Source organism: Salinivibrio sp. PR5, from assembly GCF_001996085.1.
Taxonomy (GTDB): Bacteria; Pseudomonadota; Gammaproteobacteria; order Enterobacterales; family Vibrionaceae; genus Salinivibrio; species Salinivibrio proteolyticus.
In genome coordinates this window covers 51478-72294 of sequence record NZ_MUFK01000013.1, presented here as the reverse complement: position 1 = coordinate 72294, position 20817 = coordinate 51478, and the positions used below count along the sequence as shown (strand labels likewise).

At 50.0% G+C, this 20817-nt stretch carries 17 protein-coding genes; 12 read left to right on the top strand and 5 right to left on the bottom strand.

Annotated elements, in window-relative coordinates:
• The first annotated feature begins 22 nt into the window (after positions 1-22).
• The 5 genes from BZG82_RS07205 (at position 23) to BZG82_RS07185 (ending at position 6696) form a co-directional block, all read left to right on the top strand.
• Positions 23-1978, top strand: a complete 1956-nt coding sequence (locus BZG82_RS07205) for a ligand-gated channel protein (protein WP_077479846.1) — start codon at positions 23-25, stop codon at positions 1976-1978.
• Positions 1979-2178: 200 nt separating this feature from the next.
• Positions 2179-3195 (top strand): erythrose-4-phosphate dehydrogenase, encoded by a 1017-nt coding sequence (epd, locus tag BZG82_RS07200; RefSeq protein WP_077457434.1) that lies wholly within the window; start codon positions 2179-2181, stop codon positions 3193-3195.
• A gap of 65 nt (positions 3196-3260) precedes the next feature.
• Entirely contained in the window at positions 3261-4427 is a 1167-nt protein-coding gene (locus BZG82_RS07195; protein WP_077765485.1) for a phosphoglycerate kinase, read from the top strand.
• A gap of 154 nt (positions 4428-4581) precedes the next feature.
• The gene (gene fbaA / locus BZG82_RS07190; RefSeq protein ID WP_069591186.1) at positions 4582-5658 is read left to right on the top strand and encodes a class II fructose-bisphosphate aldolase; all 1077 of its coding nucleotides are present in this window, start codon (positions 4582-4584) and stop codon (positions 5656-5658) included.
• Positions 5659-5838: 180 nt separating this feature from the next.
• Positions 5839-6696: a mechanosensitive ion channel domain-containing protein gene (locus BZG82_RS07185; RefSeq protein WP_077765484.1), complete on the top strand. Its 858-nt coding sequence runs from the start codon at positions 5839-5841 to the stop codon at positions 6694-6696.
• Positions 6697-6746: 50 nt separating this feature from the next.
• Here the strand turns inward: BZG82_RS07185 and BZG82_RS07180 are convergent, their stop codons facing one another.
• Complete coding sequence (locus BZG82_RS07180) at positions 6747-7334, bottom strand: LysE/ArgO family amino acid transporter (RefSeq protein WP_077479861.1); 588 nt, start codon at positions 7332-7334, stop codon at positions 6747-6749.
• Between the two features lie 157 nt (positions 7335-7491).
• Between BZG82_RS07180 and BZG82_RS07175 the strand changes: the two genes are divergently transcribed.
• Both BZG82_RS07175 and BZG82_RS07170 read left to right on the top strand, forming a co-directional pair.
• Positions 7492-8382 (top strand): LysR family transcriptional regulator ArgP, encoded by an 891-nt coding sequence (locus BZG82_RS07175; protein ID WP_077479849.1) that lies wholly within the window; start codon positions 7492-7494, stop codon positions 8380-8382.
• Positions 8383-8473: 91 nt separating this feature from the next.
• Entirely contained in the window at positions 8474-9172 is a 699-nt protein-coding gene (locus BZG82_RS07170) for an oxidative stress defense protein (RefSeq protein WP_077479850.1), read from the top strand.
• A 67-nt stretch (positions 9173-9239) separates the two neighbouring features.
• Here the strand turns inward: BZG82_RS07170 and BZG82_RS07165 are convergent, their stop codons facing one another.
• The 3 genes from BZG82_RS07165 to BZG82_RS07155 form a co-directional block, all read right to left on the bottom strand.
• The gene (locus BZG82_RS07165; protein WP_077479851.1) at positions 9240-10787 is read right to left on the bottom strand and encodes an alanine/glycine:cation symporter family protein; all 1548 of its coding nucleotides are present in this window, start codon (positions 10785-10787) and stop codon (positions 9240-9242) included.
• Between the two features lie 230 nt (positions 10788-11017).
• Positions 11018-12247: an ATP-dependent RNA helicase SrmB gene (srmB, locus tag BZG82_RS07160; protein WP_077640932.1), complete on the bottom strand. Its 1230-nt coding sequence runs from the start codon at positions 12245-12247 to the stop codon at positions 11018-11020.
• Between the two features lie 113 nt (positions 12248-12360).
• Positions 12361-13101 (bottom strand): tRNA1(Val) (adenine(37)-N6)-methyltransferase, encoded by a 741-nt coding sequence (locus BZG82_RS07155; protein WP_274532484.1) that lies wholly within the window; start codon positions 13099-13101, stop codon positions 12361-12363.
• Between the two features lie 273 nt (positions 13102-13374).
• Here BZG82_RS07155 and brnQ point away from each other — a divergent pair, with 273 nt between their 5' ends.
• Entirely contained in the window at positions 13375-14679 is a 1305-nt protein-coding gene (gene brnQ / locus BZG82_RS07150) for a branched-chain amino acid transport system II carrier protein (RefSeq protein ID WP_077765483.1), read from the top strand.
• Positions 14680-14741: 62 nt separating this feature from the next.
• On the opposite strand, the gene fldB is transcribed toward brnQ, so the two are convergent.
• A complete protein-coding gene (gene fldB, locus BZG82_RS07145; RefSeq protein WP_069586546.1) occupies positions 14742-15269 on the bottom strand; it encodes a flavodoxin FldB in 528 nt (175 codons plus the stop codon).
• Positions 15270-15461: 192 nt separating this feature from the next.
• On the opposite strand from fldB, the gene xerD reads away from it, so the two are divergent.
• The 4 genes from xerD (at position 15462) to lysS (ending at position 20781) form a co-directional block, all read left to right on the top strand.
• Positions 15462-16310 (top strand): site-specific tyrosine recombinase XerD, encoded by an 849-nt coding sequence (gene xerD / locus BZG82_RS07140; protein WP_232112119.1) that lies wholly within the window; start codon positions 15462-15464, stop codon positions 16308-16310.
• A 15-nt stretch (positions 16311-16325) separates the two neighbouring features.
• A complete protein-coding gene (recJ, locus tag BZG82_RS07135; RefSeq protein ID WP_077765482.1) occupies positions 16326-18056 on the top strand; it encodes a single-stranded-DNA-specific exonuclease RecJ in 1731 nt (576 codons plus the stop codon).
• A 91-nt stretch (positions 18057-18147) separates the two neighbouring features.
• Positions 18148-19246, top strand: a protein-coding gene (gene prfB / locus BZG82_RS07130; protein ID WP_101494789.1) for a peptide chain release factor 2 whose coding sequence is annotated in 2 segments (ribosomal slippage) — positions 18148-18222 and positions 18224-19246 — 1098 coding nt in all. Because the reading frame shifts where the segments join, the coding sequence is not laid out codon by codon here.
• Positions 19247-19272: 26 nt separating this feature from the next.
• Positions 19273-20781, top strand: a complete 1509-nt coding sequence (gene lysS / locus BZG82_RS07125) for a lysine--tRNA ligase (protein ID WP_069586549.1) — start codon at positions 19273-19275, stop codon at positions 20779-20781.
• Positions 20782-20817: the final 36 nt, after the last annotated feature.

The window sequence follows — 20817 nt, the reverse complement described above, 5'->3', positions numbered from 1 at the left end:
TTATCAAATAATGGAGTAAGATATGTCTAGTCGTCTTCGTCCCGTTGTTGTTGGGATGGTATTAGCGGGAATGCCGATAGCCTCACTTTCTGCCGCTGAGGCAGCCAACACGGAAACCATGGTGATCACCGCCTCTGGGTTTGAGCAGGTGACTGCCAAAGCACCAGCCAGTATCAGTGTGATCAGCCGAGATCAGTTAGAAGGGCGTTACTATCGTGATGTAACCGACGCATTAAAACGGGTACCAGGTGTGGTGGTGACCGGCGGTGGCGATACGACGGACATCAGTATTCGCGGCATGGCTTCAAAATACACCCTGATTTTGGTGGATGGTCGACGAACTTCAAGCCGTGAAACACGCCCTAACAGTGATGGCCCGGGTATTGAGCAGGGGTGGTTGCCACCGCTACAAGCGATTGAACGTATTGAGGTCATTCGTGGCCCTATGTCAACCCTGTATGGCTCGGATGCGATCGGGGGGGTTATCAACATTATTACGCGCCGTGGTGAACAAGATTGGCACGGTAACGTGCAGCTAAGTACCGTGATGCAAGAAAATCGCGCATCGGGCGATGAGCAAAGCGCTAACTTTTACCTATCAGGCATGTTAAGTGACAAAGTTGGATTGAAACTGACGGGTCAAAACACGCAGCGCCAAGAAGATGATATCCAGTACGGCTATGAAGATAAGTCATTACGCTCTTTATCCACCACTTTGACTTACGATCATAATGATTTGCACCGTTGGGAGCTTGACCTCGGCGTCAACGCACAAGATCGCCGTGGTCATGTCGGCCGCTCCGTACCGAGTGACGATAGCCTTTGTCGCGGCAGCTGTGAGAACAGTAATAATGAATATCGGCGTCAGTCGATAGCGGTCAGCCACAAAGGGAATTGGGACTGGGGATGGTCTGACAGCCACTTGCAATACGAACAGAGTCGGAATAAAAGCCGCGAAATGACCATCGAAAATACCGAATTTAAAACCAGCTTAGTGCGTGATTTCGAGGCACATACCCTGACGGTGGGTGGCTCTGTTGTCTATGCGAAGTTGGAAGATTTTACCTCCAACCAAGCGTCGACCAAGACCAGTATCGATAATACGCAATCAGCGATTTTTGTTGAGGACGAATGGCGCGTCTTGGAGCCGTTGAGTGTGACTTTAGGGCTTCGAGTCGATCACGATGAAAACTACGATTACCACGCCAGTCCTCGCCTGTATGGGGTTTATCAAGTTACTGATAAATGGATTGTAAAAGGTGGGGTGGCGACAGGCTTTAAGTCTCCGCAGCTTCGCGAAATTACGCCTAACTGGGCCCAGGTGAGCCGTGGCGGTAATATCTACGGTAACCCCGACCTTGACCCTGAAACATCCGTGAATACCGAGCTGAGCCTCAACTATCAAGGGGATAACGGCATCACGGGATCGATTGGTGTGTTCCACAATGACTTTAAAGACAAGATCACCCGTGTGACGTGCCCCGATACCGTATGTACTGCGGGACCAAACAAATGGGGCTCGGATCCAACTTATCGTGTCAATGTGGATGAAGCGGTTACCCAAGGGGTGGAAGCGAGTATTTTCGTGCCCATCGGTGATACCGTGGATGTAAGTGCCAGCTACACCTATACCGACTCGGAACAAAAAACCGGTGAGTATAAAGGGCAGCCACTCAATCAAATCCCGAAATCGCTAGCGCATGGTGAAGTGAACTGGCAAGCGACCGAAAAACTCAGCCCATGGGCGAGCGTGACTTACCGTGGTAAAGAAATGGATCCGGTAACAGGCCCATCATCGCGCAGCAATATCGAACCTGCGTATACCATGGTGGATGCCGGGGCGAACTACCAACTGACCGATGCCATTGAGTTGCAAGGGGCGATATACAATCTGCTGGATAAATCGCTGGACTATGACGACTACGGTTACATCAGCGATGAGCGTCGCTACTGGGTAGGGATGAATATCCACTTCTAAGGAGGCTCTTCCCTATATGACTCTTTTATCATCAGGATAGAGACAGCGATAACACTGCCGCGCCCGTTTTGGTCTATTGCCAAACGGGCGCTTTTGGATGGGGTAGGGTGATCAGTCGCGTGATTAGCCTCACATAAGACGTGCGTCTTTTACGTGCTTGAGATACACTGGGCGGCGTTGTCAAACGAGCACCGATGGACATGACACTAAGAGTCGCAATTAATGGATTTGGTCGCATAGGTCGCAGTGTATTGCGCGCCTTGTATGAAAGCGGCAAACAGGATCGCATCCAAGTGGTGGCGATCAATGAACTCGCGGAACCAGAAGCGATGGCCCACCTGCTGCAGTATGACTCCAGCCATGGGCGTTTCGGGTGGCCGGTGTCTTTCAATCAAGAACATCTGTTCGTTGCTACTGACAGCATTCGTCTCCTTCACTTATCTGAACTCCACCTTTTGCCTTGGCGCGACCTAGACGTCGATATTGTGCTCGATTGTACCGGTAAATTCGGCACGCGCGCCGATGGTGAGGCTCACATTGCCGCGGGGGCGAAAAAAGTACTGTTTTCCCATCCCGCCAGCCAAGATGTCGATCGTACGGTTATTTTTGGTGTGAATCACGAAGCACTGACCAGCGATGATCGTATCGTCTCAAACGGTTCTTGTACCACCAACTGCATTGTGCCCGTGATTAAAGCGCTTGACGAGCACTTTGGCATTGAGTCAGGCACCATTACCACGATTCACTCGTCGATGAATGATCAACAAGTGATCGATGCCTACCATACCGATCTGCGTCGCACACGTGCGGCAAGTCAGTCTATTATTCCGGTAGACACCAAATTACATGTCGGGATTGGTAGGATTTTTCCGAAATTTTCTGACAAATTTGAGGCGATCTCGGTCCGAGTACCGACGATAAACGTGACAGCGATGGATTTAAGTGTCACTGTACGTACTAAAGTGAAAGTTAATGACGTAAATCAAGCTCTGCAAACCGCATCTCGATGTACATTAGACGGTATCCTGGATTATACCGAAGCGCCCTTGGTGTCGATTGACTTCAACCATGACTCACACAGCGCCATTGTCGATGGGTCACAAACGCGGGTGAGTAACCATCAGCTGATTAAAACGCTGGTTTGGTGTGACAACGAGTGGGGTTTTGCCAACCGAATGTTGGATACCACCCTTGCCATGGCAGCGACAACGCAGTAGCCAGCAAGTGGGGGTATCGCCCTGATTAAGTCAGTTTCAATTTGCAACCTTATAGAGAGGACCTTATGTCTGTAATTAAGATGACCGACTTGGATCTTGCCGGAAAGCGTGTCTTTATCCGTGCAGACCTCAACGTGCCAGTGAAAGATGGCAAAGTCACATCTGACGCGCGTATTTTGGCGTCACTACCAACCATCAAGCACTGCCTTGCGGCAGGTGCGAAAGTGATGGTGACCTCTCACCTTGGCCGTCCTGAAGAAGGCCAGCCTGAAGACAAATTCTCGCTACAGCCTGTTGTGAACTACCTTGACAATGCATTGGATTGCAAGGTTAGCTTGGCCAAAGACTACCTGAATGGCCTTGAGCTTAATGCTGGTGAGCTGGTGGTTCTGGAAAACGTACGCTTTAACAAAGGCGAGAAAAAGAACGACGAAGCTTTATCAAAACAATACGCTGCTTTGTGTGATGTGTTTGTGATGGACGCATTTGGTACTGCACACCGTGCGCAAGCATCGACTCACGGCGTGGGTATGCATGCACCGATTGCCTGTGCAGGTCCACTTCTGGCGAACGAGCTAGATGCACTGGGTAAAGCGATGGATAACCCTGCGCGCCCAATGGTGGCGATTGTGGGTGGTTCAAAAGTATCGACCAAATTGACTGTGCTGAAATCTCTGTCAACCGTGGCGGATCAGCTCGTTGTCGGTGGCGGTATCGCCAACACCTTTATCGCTGCAGCCGGTCACAATGTAGGCAAGTCTCTGTACGAAGCAGACTTGGTCGAGACTGCAAAATCACTGATGGAAGAGTGTCATATTCCAGTGGCAACAGATGTGGCGTGTGCCAAAGCGTTTGATGAAAACGCAGACGCTGAGATCAAGCGTGTTGAAGACGTGCAAGACGATGACATGATCTTCGACCTAGGCCCAGAATCTACCCAAGCACTGGCTGACATTCTGAAAAATGCCAAAACTATCCTGTGGAATGGCCCTGTAGGCGTGTTTGAATTCAAGAACTTTGAAGCGGGCACTAAGGGTATTTCACAAGCGATTGCAGAGTCAGAAGGCTTCTCTGTCGCCGGTGGCGGTGACACCTTGGCTGCCATCGATAAGTTTGGCATCAAAGCTGACGTGTCATACATTTCCACAGGTGGCGGTGCGTTCCTCGAGTTTGTTGAGGGCAAACCACTACCAGCGGTAGAAATGCTAGAAGCACGTGCCAAAGACGCGTAATTGACGTGATAAAACGGGAGCGATGTCTCCCGTTTTCGCATTCGTTTGACTACAATAGGCCGAGTCGTAAACGATTGCACCATTTCTAGTTAAGGTGCTGTGGCACCTTCACGAAGTTTAAGCAAAGACAACCCGAGTTAATAGGACGAGAGCCATGTCTAAAGTTTTTGATTTTGTAAAACCTGGCGTTATCTGGGGCGATGACGTTCAGAAAGTATTTGAAGTCGCCAAAGAGAACAAATTTGCGCTGCCAGCAGTCAACGTGGTGAACACTGACTCTATCAACGCTGTGATGGAAGCCGCTGCGAAAGTAAAAGCACCGGTTGTTATCCAGTTCTCAAACGGTGGTGCTGGCTTCTTCCCAGGTAAAGGCCTGAAGCTAGACGGTCAAGAAGCTCAAATCAAAGGCGCAGTAGCGGGTGCAAAATATGTACACGCGATGGCTGAAGTCTATGGTGTGCCTGTGATCATGCACACTGACCACGCTGCGAAAAAATTGCTGCCATGGATTGATGGTCTGCTAGACGCTGGTGAAGCTTTCTACAAAGAACACGGTAAACCTTTGTTCTCTTCTCACATGATTGACTTGTCTGAAGAGTCACTGGAAGAGAACATGGAAATCTGTGCTGAGTACCTAGCGCGCATGGACAAAATGGGCATGACGCTGGAAATCGAACTTGGCATCACCGGTGGTGAAGAAGATGGCGTGGACAACAGCGATGTTGATACCGCCGATCTTTACACCAAGCCAGAAGAAGTTGCCTACGCGTACGAGAAACTGTCTGCAGTTAGCCACCGTTTCACCATCGCCGCTTCATTCGGTAACGTACACGGCGTGTACAAGCCAGGTAACGTGGTTCTAAAACCAACCATCCTGCGTGACTCCCAAGCTTACTGTGCAGAGAAATTTGGTCTAGCACCAAACGCGCTGAACTTTGTATTCCACGGTGGTTCTGGTTCTTCACAAGCAGAGATCGAAGAGTCTATCGGTTACGGTGTGATCAAAATGAACATCGATACCGATACCCAGTGGGCAACTTGGAACGGTATTCGTCAATACTACCAAGAGAACGAAGCCTATCTGCAAGGCCAAATCGGGAACCCGAAAGGCGACGACCAACCAAACAAAAAATTCTACGACCCACGCGTATGGCTACGTAAAGGTCAAGAATCTATGGTTGCCCGTTTGGAGCAAGCATTCTCTGACCTTAACGCGATTGACGTACTATAAGTATTGTCTCTCCGGTCATCAAAACCCGCCATTTGGCGGGTTTTTTTATATCTTCACTGGGAGCCTCAGTGAAGGTGTAGTCATAACTGTCTCAGTTTCGTTCTACAAAGCTAGACACAAGTGGGTCAAACCCTGCTAGCATAGCTTTATCATTGATGGTCCAAAAAGAGGGGCAAGGGAATGAGTGAAGAAAACGCGGTAGTAGAAGGTGCTAAGTTTGCGCAAACATGGTTTATCAACCATCAGGACCTATTGATCCAGTATGGCGTAAACATCTTGTCTGCGTTACTGATCCTAATTATCGGTAATCTGGTGGTGAAAGGCTTGGCCAATTCACTGGCTGCGGTGATGCGTAAGCGTCAAATGGATAACGCGGTGGTGGAGTTTATTCACGGCTTGGTGCGTTATCTGCTCTTTATCATTGTATTGATTGCCGCGCTCAGCCGGATTGGGGTACAAACCGCGTCCGTCATCGCGATTCTCGGTGCGGCAGGTTTGGCGGTGGGCTTGGCTTTGCAAGGGTCGTTAGCCAACTTTGCTGCTGGTGTCCTAATTGTCACCTTTAGGCCTTTTAAATCAGGCGATTACGTGGAGTTAGCCGGCGTTGCCGGTTCGGTCGAGTCGATTCAAATTTTCTCCACGGTACTGACCACGCCTGATAATAAGATGGTGGTGGTGCCTAATGGCTCGGTGATCAGTAGTCCAATCACCAACTATTCGAAACATGCGACGCGTCGTATTAATTACACCATTGGCGTGTCTTACAACGCGGATCTGAAAAAGACCAAAGCCATTTTAACGGAAGTGGTTACCAATCATCCTTTGGTATTGAAGGATCCCGCACCGACTATTGGTGTGATGACATTAGCGGACTCATCCGTGAACTTTGTGGTTCGTCCTTGGGTGAAAACCAGCGACTATTGGAGCGTGTATTATGAGCTGCTGCAGTCGATAAAAGAGTCCTTGGATGAACACAATATAGAGATCCCATTCCCGCAGATGAGCGTGCATATCAACCGAAGCGATGTGAGTGAATAACTTGTGCTTTGACGTTGGTCATCGAACGGCACCTACTAGGTGCCGTTTTCTTATCCTGCGACGAGGCGCGTGTACAAGCCTAATGCGAGTTTTATCGCGACAAAAAGCATCATACTGGCCATTAAGGTATCGAGCAGGCGGCGAATTGATGGGGTTGATAGCCAAGGAGATAAGCGCGCCGCCCCTGCGGATAAACCATAAAACCATAAGCAAGAGCCGAGTAATGCGCCTACCGTAAAGGCTACACGCTCATCAAAGGCAAACTGTCCACCAATGGCACCTAGGACGACCACCGTATCCAAATAGACATGTGGATTGAGTAGCGTCACCGCTAGCGCGCCAATAATCACGGCACGTCGACCTCGGCTCATCGTGGGCGTGTAAACGTCGTTTTCAGCAGGCTGGCGAGCACTTTGAATAAACTGCCATGCATACATACTTAAAAATGCGATACCGGCTAATGTAATGGTGTTGAGCAACACCGGATAGCTAGCCAGTAGTGCGCCTCCACCAAAAATGCCGCTTGAAATCAGTATGATATCGCATAAAAAGCAAATGGAAGCAGTGGTCATATGATGTTCACGGCTGATCCCTTGGTTAATCACGTAGGCATTCTGTGCGCCGATAGGAATAATCATGGTTAGGCTTAGCCCCAAGCCTTGGAGCGCCACAAAAAAACTACTCACAGTTTGATCCTTTTATCACGAGGTATGACTCCCACTTTAAGCAGGGATGGCTATTAAGTGAACTTAATTATATTTATGGTTAATAAGTTTAACTTATGGGGGGGTGTGAATGGACTATCGAGGCGTGGAAGCGTTAGACGCGGTGATCACCTTAGGGGGATTTGAGCGTGCCGCTGCGGCGTTGTTTATTACCCAATCGGCGGTCTCGCAGCGGATCAAACAACTGGAGCGACAAATTGCGCAACCTGTGATGGTTCGCGAGCAGCCACCTCGGCTAACACCGATTGGACAGCGTCTACTGGGTTTGTACCGGCGTGTTCAGCTTTTGGAGCAAGAGACATTGCCAGAGCTTGCTCCAGATGCGGATGGCTCCGTACTCTCGGTATCAATTGCCACCAATGCTGATAGCCTCGCGACATGGTTGCTACCGGCACTCGCCCCCTTGTTAGACGCGCAAGCGATTGATCTCAATTTGCTCGTTGAAGATGAGAGCCGCACCTTGAAACGGATGCGAAGTGGTGAGGCAATTGCAGCCATTAGCACAGACTCCACACCCATGCATGGATGTGATTGCCTGTATTTGGGTCGCATGGACTATAGCTGTGTGGCAACCCCTGCATTTTCACAGCGATATTTCTCCCAAGGGATTGATAGGGAGGCCTTAATGGCGGCACCCGCCGTCATTTTCGATGCGCATGATGATATGCATGCGGACTTTCTTGCGTCCCATTTTGCGATGCCTGCCGCAGGGTGGCGGCGTCACATTGTTCGTTCGTCTGAGGCCTTTGTCGCGATGGCGAGTAAAAGTATGGCGTATTGTTTAATCCCCCGTTTAATGGTGTTAAAGCAGCTCGAGGAGGGAACCTTGATTGATGTGATGCCGGGTAAAGTCGAGGCCCGCCATCTTTATTGGCACTATTGGGCAATGGAAAGTGGTGTGTTGTCGGAAATGACCCATGCTTGCCAACAAGCGGCACAGCGTGCATTAGTGCAATCTTAACCGGAAATTGACCAAATACAGGGAGCCTTTTGGCTCATCGAGAGTCTTACCTGAGTGTTAGTAAAATCGTGAATCCATTTAAGGAGACCGTATGCGTAAACTCAAAGCTATGGTGCTGTTGACCAGTGCACTGGTGATGGCACCTGCCGCCATGGCTAATATCGATTTTCCCCATCTTGAAATCACAGGGGTCGGTGAAGTGACAGCCAAGCCAGATATGGCGATGATCCATGTGGCCGTAGTGACAGAAAGAAAAAGCGCCAAAGCCGCCAAGCTCGCCTCGGATAAAGCGGTAGCTGAGTTTATTAACCGTTTGAATAAGCAAGGCGTTACGCGTGAACAAATAGAAAGTGCGCACATCAATTTGTCACCACGTTACCAGTATCCCAAAGATAAAGCTCCAGAATTAACGGGTTACCGCGCCGAGCGTCAAGTGACAGTGACCTTAAATGATCTCACTAATCTAAACGCGGTACTGGATGGTGCGTTAGGTGATGGCATAAACCGTATTAGCCATATTCAACTGACGAGCAGTGATTATGCCGCGTTAGAAGCGAAAGCCCGAGAGGCGGCGGTGAAAGATGCGCGAGAAAAAGCAGCCGCATTGGCCGAAAGTTTAGCGATGAAGTTAGATGGTGTATGGCAGATTCGCTATCGCTCAAGCTCGCCTCGCCCAGTCATGATGCAGGCTGAAATGCGCGGTGCTAAAGCGGATGTGGCGGCCAGTTATCAAGATGCGACGATGGAAGTGCGTGATCAAGTAGATATTATTTTTCGTCTTGACGATTAATCCTGCCTCTCTTCATTAATACAAAGGGCGCCGATGGGCGCCCTTATTGCGGCTAACTAAGCGGTGGTTACGCGGTGGGATTCACCGGCTTACCTTTTCCATCTTCTGCTTGGTCGCTTTGCGCTTGTTGGCGACGAGCAAGGCGTTGTTCCCAATAATCTGCATTCTTAATCCCTAATTTCACAGGATCAAACGTGTAGGTCTCAACCCCTTTCGCTTGTTGTTCTTCATAGTCTTTAAGCGCTTTGAGTGCCGGTTTACCAATAAAGAAAATAATGATAATACCGACAATGTTGAGCCATGCCATCAGACCGACACCGGCATCACCAAATGCCCACGCAAGGTTCGCGCTACGTACACACCCGTAGAATACCGCTGACATCAGCACGATTTTAAGCGCAAACATCATACCGGGCACTTTGAAAGTGCGGCGCAAGTATGCAACGTTGGTTTCGGCAATATAGTAGTAAGCCAAGATAGTTGTGAATGCGAAGAAGAACAGTGCAAAGGCTATAAAGGGTTTACCTAGGCCCGGCATTGCTTGCTCGATAGCCAGCTGCGTAAACTCAGGGCTGTTTGCCGCAACAGATGACGCGAGATTTTGCACAATAAAGGCGTCACCCGCACCGTGTACGTTATAGGCACCGGTAATGATGATCATAAACGCGGTGGCAGAACAAACTAACAGAGTATCGATATAGACGGAGAATGATTGCACTAAACCTTGCTGTGCCGGGTGCTCAACGTTGGCAGCGGCGGCGGCATGAGGGCCTGTTCCTTGTCCGGCCTCGTTAGAGTAGACGCCACGTTTCACACCCCAGCCAATCGCAGCACCGGCACCTGCCATCGGTGTAAAGGCATCGCCGATGATCATAGCAATGACACCAGGGATCTCGCTGATGTTCAGCAAGATGATCACGAACGCAATGATGATGTAAGCAAGCGCCATAAATGGCACAACGATTTGAGTAAAGTGGGCAATACGCTTTACACCACCAAAAATGATGAAGCCAAGTACAACGGAAATAAAGGCACCGGTGATGACTTTCGACACCTCTAGGGCGCCAAACATCGCCGTATCAACCATAGCGCCAGAACCAAAAGCGGTCTCTACTGCGTTACCAATGGCGTTAGACTGCACGCCCGGCAGCATTACACCACATGCAAGTAGGGTCGCGAATGCAAACAAGATGGCGTACCACTTTTGACCTAACGCTTTTTCAAAGTAGTAGGCCGGACCGCCGCGGAATTCGCCGTTGTCCTCTTCTTTATAAATCTGTGCGAGGGTTGACTCTGTGTACGCGGTAGCCGCACCGAGAAAGGCGACGACCCACATCCAGAATACCGCACCTGGGCCGCCAAACCCAATGGCAGCAGCAACCCCAGCGATATTACCGGTACCGACACGCCCCGAAAGTGAGACCGCGAGTGCTTGGAAGGAGGAAATCCCTTTTTTTGAGCTTTTATTGGAGAAGAGTAAGCGCCACATTTCTGAGAAGTGACGGACTTGTGCGAAACGCGTCAAAATGGAGTAGAACAGACCGGCACCCAAGCAGGTATAGATCAGCGCTGGACTCCAAATGATGCTATTTAAGAAATCGACAAACGATTGCATAGTGAGTTCCTTCTACTGTGTTTGCATCATGTTGTTTTTTTATCCACCCGCATCTTAAACTGATTCGGTGCTCAATTGTTAATATTTTGTGTCATTTGGTTTTTTGATGTGTGAATCTGATCGTTTTGTGTTCAGAAAAATAGGCGGGATAACAAAACAAAAGGAGGCCTTATGCGGCCTCCTTCATATAAGCGATGGACAATCAAGCTGTCGCAGCAGGCAAGGGCTGTCTAGCTCTTTTTACGCTTTTTCGGCTTTTTAGCAGAAACGGCTTTTTTACCGGTTTGCTTCTTCTTTTTCTTCTTATGCTCTGCTTTTTTATGTTTTGGTTTCAGGCCATCAATGGTTCGCTCTTTAACATCTTCATCCATGTAACGCGAAATACGTTCCATCATCGGCTGATCATGGGCTTCTACCAATGACAAGGCTGAGCCTTTTTTACCTGCGCGTGCGGTGCGACCAATGCGGTGTAAGTAGACATCTGCGGTACGCGGTAAGTCGTAGTTAATCACGTGGGTAATATCTGGCACATCAATACCGCGTGCGGCGACATCGGTGGCCAGTAAGACGTTCACTTTACCTTCACTAAACCGGCTAATTGCATTGTTGCGTTTGGCTTGCTGCATTTCACCTTGGATCCACGCACAATCCAGTTGTTGTGACTGCATGTAATCACGCAGATCGGCTAAACGCTCGCGTGTTTTGACAAACACAATGGCGCGCTCGGCTTGCTCGGTAAGAATATGTTTCAGCAAGGCGCGTTTATGCGCGAGATCGTCACAGCGGTGATACCACTGGGTGATTTTTTTACGCTCCCGGCGGGGTGGCTCCACATTGATAAGCTCAGGGTCGGTCAACAAGCTTTCGGTAAATCCAGTGACGCCGCGACCTTCAAGTGTGGCGGAAAACAACATAGTTTGACTGCGACGCTGACATTCATCAGAGAGACGGTTTACCGCACTGGCAAATCCCATATCGAGCATGCGGTCGGCTTCATCTAACACCAAACACTCGATGGCGCGACAGTCGAAGCGTTCTGCCTCAATGTACTCCATGAGTCGCCCCGGTGTGGCGACAACGATATCCTGTGTTTTGCCTAACTGTTCTGCATGATCTTGATAAGAAATACCACCGGTGATGGTGAAAATCTTGAGTTCTGTGTTGACAGCCAAAGCTCGGGCTTCGTCAGCGACCTGAATCGCGAGCTCCCGGGTTGGGGTCAAAATCAGCACGCGCGCCGGTCCAGGCTTTTGGCGAGGAAAGTCGAGCAAGTGCTGTAGCATAGGCAACAAGAAGGCGGCGGTTTTGCCTGTACCTGTTGGCGCAGAGGCTAAAATGTCGCGTCCATCCATCCCGTGGGGGATAACCTCGGATTGGATAAGCGTTGGACGTTGATAGCCCATATCGTCGAGGGCACTGAGCAATTCAGGATCGAGCTCAAGTTCGGCAAAGCTTCGCACAGGGTTTTTCTCCAAGGACAGTTAAGAGCGGCATTATATACGTAAATCGCGTCGATATGCAGAGTATCAGTAAATAGATCATACCGAGTGACCACCAGAAAGGTGTGTACTGATTAGGGCAATTTTAGGTAAAAATCGCGCGTTAATGCAGCAAACGCGGGGGTAAAGTGGTTATGGTCATCACGTAACACCAGCGTATCAGAGATCAATGGATGCGTCGTGGGGCTGAGTGTAAAAAGTAATCGTGATGCGGGTTTGCTAGGGGTCGGGTAAACGTACACCTGACGATGGAGGTGCAGGCCATATTGTGTCGCATCGGCAATCAATCGCTCGCCTTCGGTAACCGGCAAGATAAGATCGGCGCATCCGCTTGGGGTTAATCGCGCAACGAGCACGTGAAGCAGCGCCTCATGCGTCAATGTGTGTGCATGCCTAGCCGTGGCGCGTTTGGCATCACGTGCGGTTTGTCCGCTGGTAAAATAGGGAGGGTTACATACGATATGCTCAAAGCGTGTGCTCGTGTGCCACTGTGTAATGTCGCCTTGTCGTAGCTGAATTTGCGCTGAAAAGGGGGAGGCATGCACATTTTGGGTTGCACAGGCATAAGCGGCGGGATCGTACTCGATGGCGGTGAGCGATAAATGTTGAAAACGCTGCGCAAGCATCAAGCTTAGGAGGCCGGTTCCTGTGCCAATATCGAGACTACTTTTCGCTTGTTTGGGATCAGCCCAAGCGCCCAGCAATACCCCATCGGTACTGACTTTCATTCCACAGTTGTCTTGGGTCACGCTAAATTGTTTGAATCGAAACTCGCTCACTAGGTTGCCTTCTCCGCTTGATGCATCCTGCCCCAAGAGCAGTGTTTTTTACTGTTATGTAATCAGTATGTTACTGGTGGGGTCTGTTAAAAAATATCGCTTTTAACATCACAGCCAGTTTATTGAGCTAACTGTTACTTTTAAAACAGAAGATCACAAGGTTTTGCTGTCATGGCTTTACTGTGATGATGATCTTGTTCATTATTCTAAATTCTGCCCGTTGTATGAAACAAAATATTATAAATCTAGGTTTCAGCTGGGCGAATCATTACTCATTGCAAACACCATCTAAAGCTGTAGGAATTAATCGTGACTAAGCGTTTAAAATTAGTTGATATTTTAGCGTTAGGTTTTATGACCTTCGCCTTTTTCTTAGGCGCAGGGAATATCATCTTCCCGCCTCAAGCTGGCATGTTAGCCGGTGAACACTTCACATCCGCCATGACGGGCTTTTTGATCACGGCTGTTGGTCTCCCGCTGGTTGGTATCATTGCGGTTGCCATCGCTGGTGGCGGCTGGAAAGGCCTGACGCGTGATTTACCCTCGGGACTCGCCACTTTAATGGCGGTGCTGATTTTTATCATTATCGGTCCTGCTTTTGCTGCGCCTCGTGCCGGGCTCGTTGCTTACGAAATTGGCTTTAAACCCTTTTTGCTCGAGCCAGGTCAAGTTGAACTGACAGCTTTCTCCATCGTCTTTTTTGCCGTTGCTATGTTTTTCTCACTCTCTCAGGGCAAATTGATTGACTCGATTGGTAAGCTACTGACTCCGCTGCTATTCGCGGCGTTGGCAACTCTTGCGATTGCTGTGATTGTCAATCCTCAGGGTGACGTGGCAGCGGCGCAAGGCGCCTATGTGAACAATGCGTTGACTACAGGTTTCCTCGAAGGTTACAACACCATGGATACCTTTGCGGCACTGATGTTCGGTATGCTGATTGTCGATGTGATTCGCAAAAAAGGCATCGAAGACAATAAAACGACCTGTATGTATCTGATTTATGCAGGCGTGATTGCAGCAGCCGGCTTGGCGTTTGTTTACATTTCTCTGTTTTATTTGGGATCGACTGCCAGTGAAGTGGCCGCTGGGACGCAAAATGGTGGCGAAATCATGGCCGCCTACGTTAATGCGTTGTTTGGTCCTGTAGGGCAAATGATTTTGGCGGCGATTATTGGCCTGGCCTGTCTCACCACAGTAATTGGCTTGGTAAGCGCCTGTGCCGATTACTTTAGCACTTTGACCAGTTGGACTTATCGCCGCTGGGTAGTTGTGGTGTCTTTAGTGTGTGCAGTTGTTGCAAACGTGGGCCTTAAACAACTGATCGCGATCTCAGTGCCGGTATTGTTTGCCTTGTATCCGGTTGCAATTGCCCTGATCGGTTTAACCTTTATCCGTCGCTGGTTGCCAAACCCAGCATTGGGTTATCGTGTCGTACTTGGCGTAGCTTTGCTGTTTAGCCTGCTCGATGCGGTGAAAGTGATGGGTGTGGATATGAGCGCCTTTAACTTCTTGCCATTGTTCGATGTTGGCATGGCATGGTTGCTCCCGACCGTGGCGGCCATGATTGTGGCGAAATGGCTTGGGACAAGTTCGGACAAGTTCGCGCAAGCGTAACGATCTTACCCAATAAAAAAACCGCGCTCAGGCGCGGTTTTTTTCTATCAACAGGCGAGGTATCAGGCCTGTTCGAGTAACGCTTGGTATTCAACCAAAACTTGCTCGCACCAGGTGTGAATCCGTTCGTCGCTTAGGTCGTACTCACTGTCTTCGTCTAGGGCCAAGCCAACAAACTGTTTTCCGTCGTCTGTCACAGCTTTAGACGCATCAAAGCGGTAGCCTTCGGTGGGCCAATAGCCAATAAATTGCGCACCACTGCCTTGCAGCTGCTGGTGGAGCATGCCCATGGCATCAAGATACCATTCGGCATAGCCTTCTTGGTCGCCAAGGCCAAATAATGCAATTACTTTGCCTTGCAGTTGCAGACTATCAATGTCTTGCCAAACGGCTTCCCAATCTTCTTGCAGCTCACCGAAGTCCCAAGTTGAAATGCCGAGAAGTAGCAAGTCATACTCTGCCATTTTGGCCAGCGGCGTTTCTTTGACGTTGTGCAACTCAACCAAATCGTCGCCGATAAAGTCACGGATTTTTTCCGCTGCCATTTCGGTATAACAGGTGGTTGAGCCATAAAACAGACCGATTCTCATAGTTTGACTCATTTGGTTTGATTACCTGCAGTTTACCTGCTGGTGGGTAATTTGATCCAGCAAGCGGCGCCGACATTTTGTATAATGACCCGCGCTAAGTCGCGTGTGGCGCCGTTATTATTCGAGTTTTCCCCAATAAGCAGGCTGAATGTGAACAAGAATGTTGAATTAATCGAGCAGTTCCTCGATGCCATGTGGATGGAGCGGGGGCTATCGGAAAACACCCTCGGCTCTTATCGGAATGACTTGCTTAAGCTCTGCCACTGGCTTGATAGTCGTGCATTGCTGTCGGTGAGTAAACAGGACTTGCAGGATTATCAGTACTGGTTGCACGAGCAAGCCTATCAGCCCAGCAGCCGAGCCCGTATGGTGTCGGCACTGCGTCGTTTGTTCCAGTATCTATACCGTCAAAAGCTGCGTCCGGATGATCCGAGTGCCACCTTAATTAGCCCTAAACAACCGAAACGCTTGCCGAAAGATCTCAGTGAAGAGCAAATTGACGCATTACTCGATGCGCCCAATACCGACGATCCGCTGGAGCTGCGCGATAAAGCCATGCTTGAGTTGCTTTACGCCACGGGGTTGCGTGTCACTGAGCTGGTGGGCTTGACTACTGAAAATGTGAGTTTACGGCAAGGTGTGGTCCGTGTGGTCGGTAAAGGCGACAAGGAGCGCTTGGTGCCGATGGGAGAAACTGCGGTAGATTGGTTGGAGCATTATTTGGCACACAGCCGGCCTGTGCTGCTTGGCGAAACCAGTACCGATGTTTTTTTCCCCAGCAAACGGGCGCGACAGATGACACGCCAAACGTTTTGGCATCGTATTAAGTATTACGCTCAGCTGGCAGGGATTGATAGCGACGCGCTCTCCCCGCATGTGTTACGCCACGCGTTTGCCACCCATTTGCTCAATCACGGTGCTGATTTGCGTGTGGTACAAATGTTACTTGGCCATAGCGACCTCTCGACGACCCAAATCTATACCCATGTTGCGACTGAACGCTTGAAACAGCTGCATCAAACTCATCATCCACGCGGCTAACCCTGATTGGTGATTATGATAGAGATAAAACGACGAATGCCGACGGTCACGCCGGCCTTTAGTGATGATATTCCCCCTTTGCTACAACGCTTGTATGCCAACCGAGGATTGCGCAAAGACAGTGAGTTAAACCGCAGTGTGGCAGGCTTACATCAATACCAAGCGTTAACCGGTATCGAAGGCGCTGTCGCACTGCTATCGGAGGCGATCGCAACCCACAAGTCGATTCTGATTGTGGGAGACTTTGACGCTGATGGCGCGACCTCGTCGGCGCTCTCGGTGAAGGCGCTTCGCATGATGGGCGCAACGCGGGTCGATTATTTAGTGCCAAACCGTTTTGACGATGGTTATGGACTGAGTCCTGACGTCGTCGATCAAGCGGCCGAGCGTGATGCTGATCTCATCATGACCGTTGATAATGGTGTGTCATCGTTGGCCGGAGTCGCGCATGCCAAAGCGCTAGGCATGCAAGTGGTGGTGACCGATCACCACCTACCCGGAGAGCAGCTGCCTGACGCAGATGCGATGGTAAACCCTAATCTAAATGACTGTGGCTTTCCGTCCAAAGCCCTTGCCGGTGTTGGGGTGGCATTTTATTTGATGTTGGCATTGCGGGCCCATTTGCGTGAACAAGGTTGGTTTGAGCAACAAGGCATTGCGATACCGAACTTGGCGGAACTGCTTGATTTGGTTGCATTGGGAACCGTAGCTGACGTGGTGGCATTGGATGCCAACAACCGTATCTTGGTGCACCAAGGCTTACAGCGCATTCGTGCAGGGCGATGTTGCCCCGGTATTCAGGCACTGATCGAAGTCGCTAACCGAAACATGGCGACCTTGGTGGCCAGCGACTTTGGATTTGCTTTAGGCCCAAGGATCAACGCGGCGGGGCGACTGGATGATATGTCGTTTGGGGTGGAGCTATTACTGAGCAACAATATCCACGCCGCGCGACGCATGGCCTCTGAGTTGGACGCACTTAACCAAACCCGCAAAGAAATTGAAGCTGGGATGAAGCAAGAAGCGGTGGCATGGTGTGAACGCTTGATTGCAGAAAAAAGCGAACAAGACTTACCCGTTGGCCTCGCACTCTTTCAACGAGATTGGCATCAAGGCGTGATTGGTATTTTAGCCTCGCGTCTGAAAGAGCAGTTTCATCGTCCCGTGATCGCTTTTGCCGATGGGGGCGATGGCACCATTAAAGGCTCGGCGCGTTCGATTCCAGGATTGCACATGCGCGATACGCTGGATCGGATCGATACTCAGCATCCCGGCTTGATCAAAAAGTTTGGCGGGCATGCCATGGCGGCAGGGCTGACTATCGATGAGAGTGAATTTGAGCGTTTTGCCCGTCTGTTTGATACGCAAGTCCGTGAGGCAGTCAGCGAGGATGATCTCAAAGGCGTACTACTCAGTGATGGGGAACTGTCGAGTCGTGACTTGAGCATCGAAACCGCGGAGCTTATCCAAGCGGGGGGACCTTGGGGACAAGGATTTCCGGAGCCGCAATTTGATGGCACGTTTAAGGTGTTACAGCAAAAGCTGGTTGGCAGTAAGCATCTGAAATTAATGGTGGAGCATCCAGACGGTGGTGCCATGATTGATGCAATTGCGTTTAATATCGATGTGCGCCGTTGGCCGGACCCGAGTGTGAAGCAGATGCGGTTAGTCTACCGGCTGGATATTAACGAGTTTCGTGGTAATCGCAGTGCGCAATTGATTGTTTCTCATCTGGAGAGTGCTTAATTGTGCGGCTTTTTCCGTCATGCCCTGTTTATTGACCCCACAATTCGCTAAAATTCGGCGGTTAAATTTCCGCAAATGAAGATGCTTGACCATGTTTGAGATCAATCCAATCAAAAACCGCCTCGCGGACATCGCTGAACGCACCGATGTTCTTCGGGGGTATCTTTGACTACGATGCCAAGAAAGAGCGTCTAGAAGAAGTTAATGCCGAATTAGAACAGCCAGACGTCTGGAACGAACCTGAGCGCGCACAAGCACTGGGCAAAGAGCGTGCCTCGTTGGAAGCTGTGGTTGAAACCATTGACCAACTCACCCAAGGTGGTGAGGATGTTAACGAGCTTTTGATGCTCGCCGTTGAAGAAGACGATCAAGAAACCTTTGATGAAGTCGAGCCAGAGCTTGCCGACTTAGAAGCCAAACTTGAGAAGCTGGAATTTCGCCGTATGTTCGCCGGTGAACACGATGCGTCAGATTGCTATATCGATCTGCAAGCCGGTTCCGGCGGCACAGAAGCGCAAGATTGGACCAACATGATGTTACGCATGTACTTGCGTTGGGCCGATGCGAAAGGCTTTAAAGCAGAAGTCATTGAAGTATCTGAAGGTGAAGTCGCCGGCTTAAAGTCTGCCACCGTGCGGATTACAGGTGAATACGCCTACGGTTGGTTACGTACCGAAACCGGGGTGCATCGTTTGGTTCGTAAGTCACCATTTGATTCGGGTGGTCGCCGCCATACCTCGTTTGCGTCTGCGTTCGTATACCCTGAAATTGATGATGATATTGCCATCGACATCAATCCTGCCGATCTGCGTATTGATGTGTATCGCGCGTCTGGCGCAGGTGGTCAGCACGTTAACACCACAGAATCTGCGGTTCGTATTACCCACGTGCCGACCAATACGGTGGTGCAGTGCCAGAACGACCGTTCGCAGCATAAAAACAAAGACCAAGCGATGAAGCAGCTTCGCGCCAAACTGTTTGAGCTTGAGTTGCAAAAGCAAAACGCGGAAAAACAAGCCAACGAAGACGCGAAGTCAGATATCGGCTGGGGAAGCCAGATCCGTTCCTACGTGCTGGATGACTCACGCATCAAGGACTTGCGCACCGGGGTTGAAAACCGCAATACACAGGCCGTACTTGACGGCGATTTGGATAAATTTATTGAAGCCAGCCTCAAATCTGGCCTGTAATCACGACTTTGAGTAAAGGGTTTTCTATGACTGACCAGTTACAAGACGAAAATAAGCTGATAGCCGAGCGTCGCGCCAAACTGAATCACATCCGTGAAAACTGCAAGGCGAACGGTCATCCGAATGATTTCCGTCGCGAGCACCTTGCTGCGGACCTACAAGCTGAATTTGGCGAAAAAGAAAAAGCTGAGCTAGAAGCGCTCGATCATAAAGTGACCATCGCAGGCCGTATCATGGCAAAGCGTGGTCCTTTCTTGGTGGTACAAGACGTCTCGGGCCGTATTCAAGCCTATGCCTCTAAAGACGTTCAAAAGGCACTGAAAGCCGAATACCACGGCTTAGATATCGGTGACATCATCGGTGTACACGGTGCGCTGCACAAATCCGGCAAAGGCGATCTGTATGTCAATATGGAACGCTACCAGTTGCTGACCAAGGCTTTGCGTCCATTGCCTGAAAAATTCCATGGCTTGGCGGATCAAGAGCTGCGCTATCGTCAGCGCTATGTCGACTTGATCGTCAACGAAGAATCGCGTCAGGCGTTCCAAATCCGTTCCAGTGTAGTGACTGCCATCCGTAACTACATGGTAGAAAAACACTTTATGGAAGTAGAAACCCCGATGATGCATGTCATCCCTGGGGGCGCGACTGCACGTCCATTTATCACTCACCACAATGCGCTAGATATTGATATGTACTTGCGTGTGGCGCCAGAGCTTTATCTTAAGCGTTTGGTCGTGGGTGGTTTTGAGCGTGTGTTCGAGATTAACCGCAACTTCCGTAACGAAGGCTTGTCGCCTCGTCATAACCCAGAATTCACCATGATGGAATTCTATATGGCGTACGCGGATTACAATGATCTGATGGACTTGACCGAAGACATGCTATCGCGTGTTGCTCTCGAGGTTCTGGGGCAATCTGTGATGCCATACGGCGAGCATGAAATTAACTTTGCCGGTCCATACCCACGCATGACCATGCTGGATGCGATTAAGCAATACAACCCCGATCATGCTGAGATCCAAGCATTGACCTACGAGAATGCGCAAGACCGTGATCATCTCGCGGCGATTGCCAAATCACTGAAAATCAGTGTGGAGTCATTCTGGACTGCCGGTCAGCTGATGGAAGAAATCTTTGGTGAAACCGCCGAGCCTCAGTTGATTCAGCCAACCTTTATCACTGAGTATCCGGCAGATATTTCACCACTAGCACGTCGCAACGATGACAACCCGTTTGTAACCGATCGCTTTGAGTTCTTTGTCGGTGGTCGTGAAGTGGCGAACGGTTTCTCGGAGCTGAATGACGCGGAAGATCAAGACGCGCGCTTTAAAGCCCAAGTGGAAGCGAAAGACGCGGGCGACGATGAAGCCATGTATTATGATGCAGACTACATCAACGCGCTTGAGCATGGTTTGCCGCCAACGGCAGGACAAGGGATTGGTATTGATCGCTTGGTAATGCTGTTTACCAACACGCATACCATCCGTGACGTTATTCTATTCCCAGCGATGCGCCCACAACAAAACGGCTAAATCGTCAGGTTTGATCAAAAAGCGGCTTTCGAGCCG

Coding starts and splice junctions, on each gene's coding strand:
- lysS (WP_069586549.1), top strand. CDS start 19,273: ATGACTGACCAGTTACAAGACGAAAATAAGCTGATAGCCGAGCGTCGC.
- BZG82_RS07175 (WP_077479849.1), top strand. CDS start 7,492: ATGGACTATCGAGGCGTGGAAGCGTTAGACGCGGTGATCACCTTAGGG.
- BZG82_RS07205 (WP_077479846.1), top strand. CDS start 23: ATGTCTAGTCGTCTTCGTCCCGTTGTTGTTGGGATGGTATTAGCGGGA.
- BZG82_RS07180 (WP_077479861.1), bottom strand. CDS start 7,334: ATGATTATTCCTATCGGCGCACAGAATGCCTACGTGATTAACCAAGGG.
- xerD (WP_232112119.1), top strand. CDS start 15,462: ATGTGGATGGAGCGGGGGCTATCGGAAAACACCCTCGGCTCTTATCGG.
- fbaA (WP_069591186.1), top strand. CDS start 4,582: ATGTCTAAAGTTTTTGATTTTGTAAAACCTGGCGTTATCTGGGGCGAT.
- BZG82_RS07165 (WP_077479851.1), bottom strand. CDS start 10,787: ATGCAATCGTTTGTCGATTTCTTAAATAGCATCATTTGGAGTCCAGCG.
- BZG82_RS07195 (WP_077765485.1), top strand. CDS start 3,261: ATGTCTGTAATTAAGATGACCGACTTGGATCTTGCCGGAAAGCGTGTC.
- BZG82_RS07185 (WP_077765484.1), top strand. CDS start 5,839: ATGAGTGAAGAAAACGCGGTAGTAGAAGGTGCTAAGTTTGCGCAAACA.
- recJ (WP_077765482.1), top strand. CDS start 16,326: ATGATAGAGATAAAACGACGAATGCCGACGGTCACGCCGGCCTTTAGT.
- epd (WP_077457434.1), top strand. CDS start 2,179: ATGACACTAAGAGTCGCAATTAATGGATTTGGTCGCATAGGTCGCAGT.
- fldB (WP_069586546.1), bottom strand. CDS start 15,269: ATGAGAATCGGTCTGTTTTATGGCTCAACCACCTGTTATACCGAAATG.
- BZG82_RS07170 (WP_077479850.1), top strand. CDS start 8,474: ATGCGTAAACTCAAAGCTATGGTGCTGTTGACCAGTGCACTGGTGATG.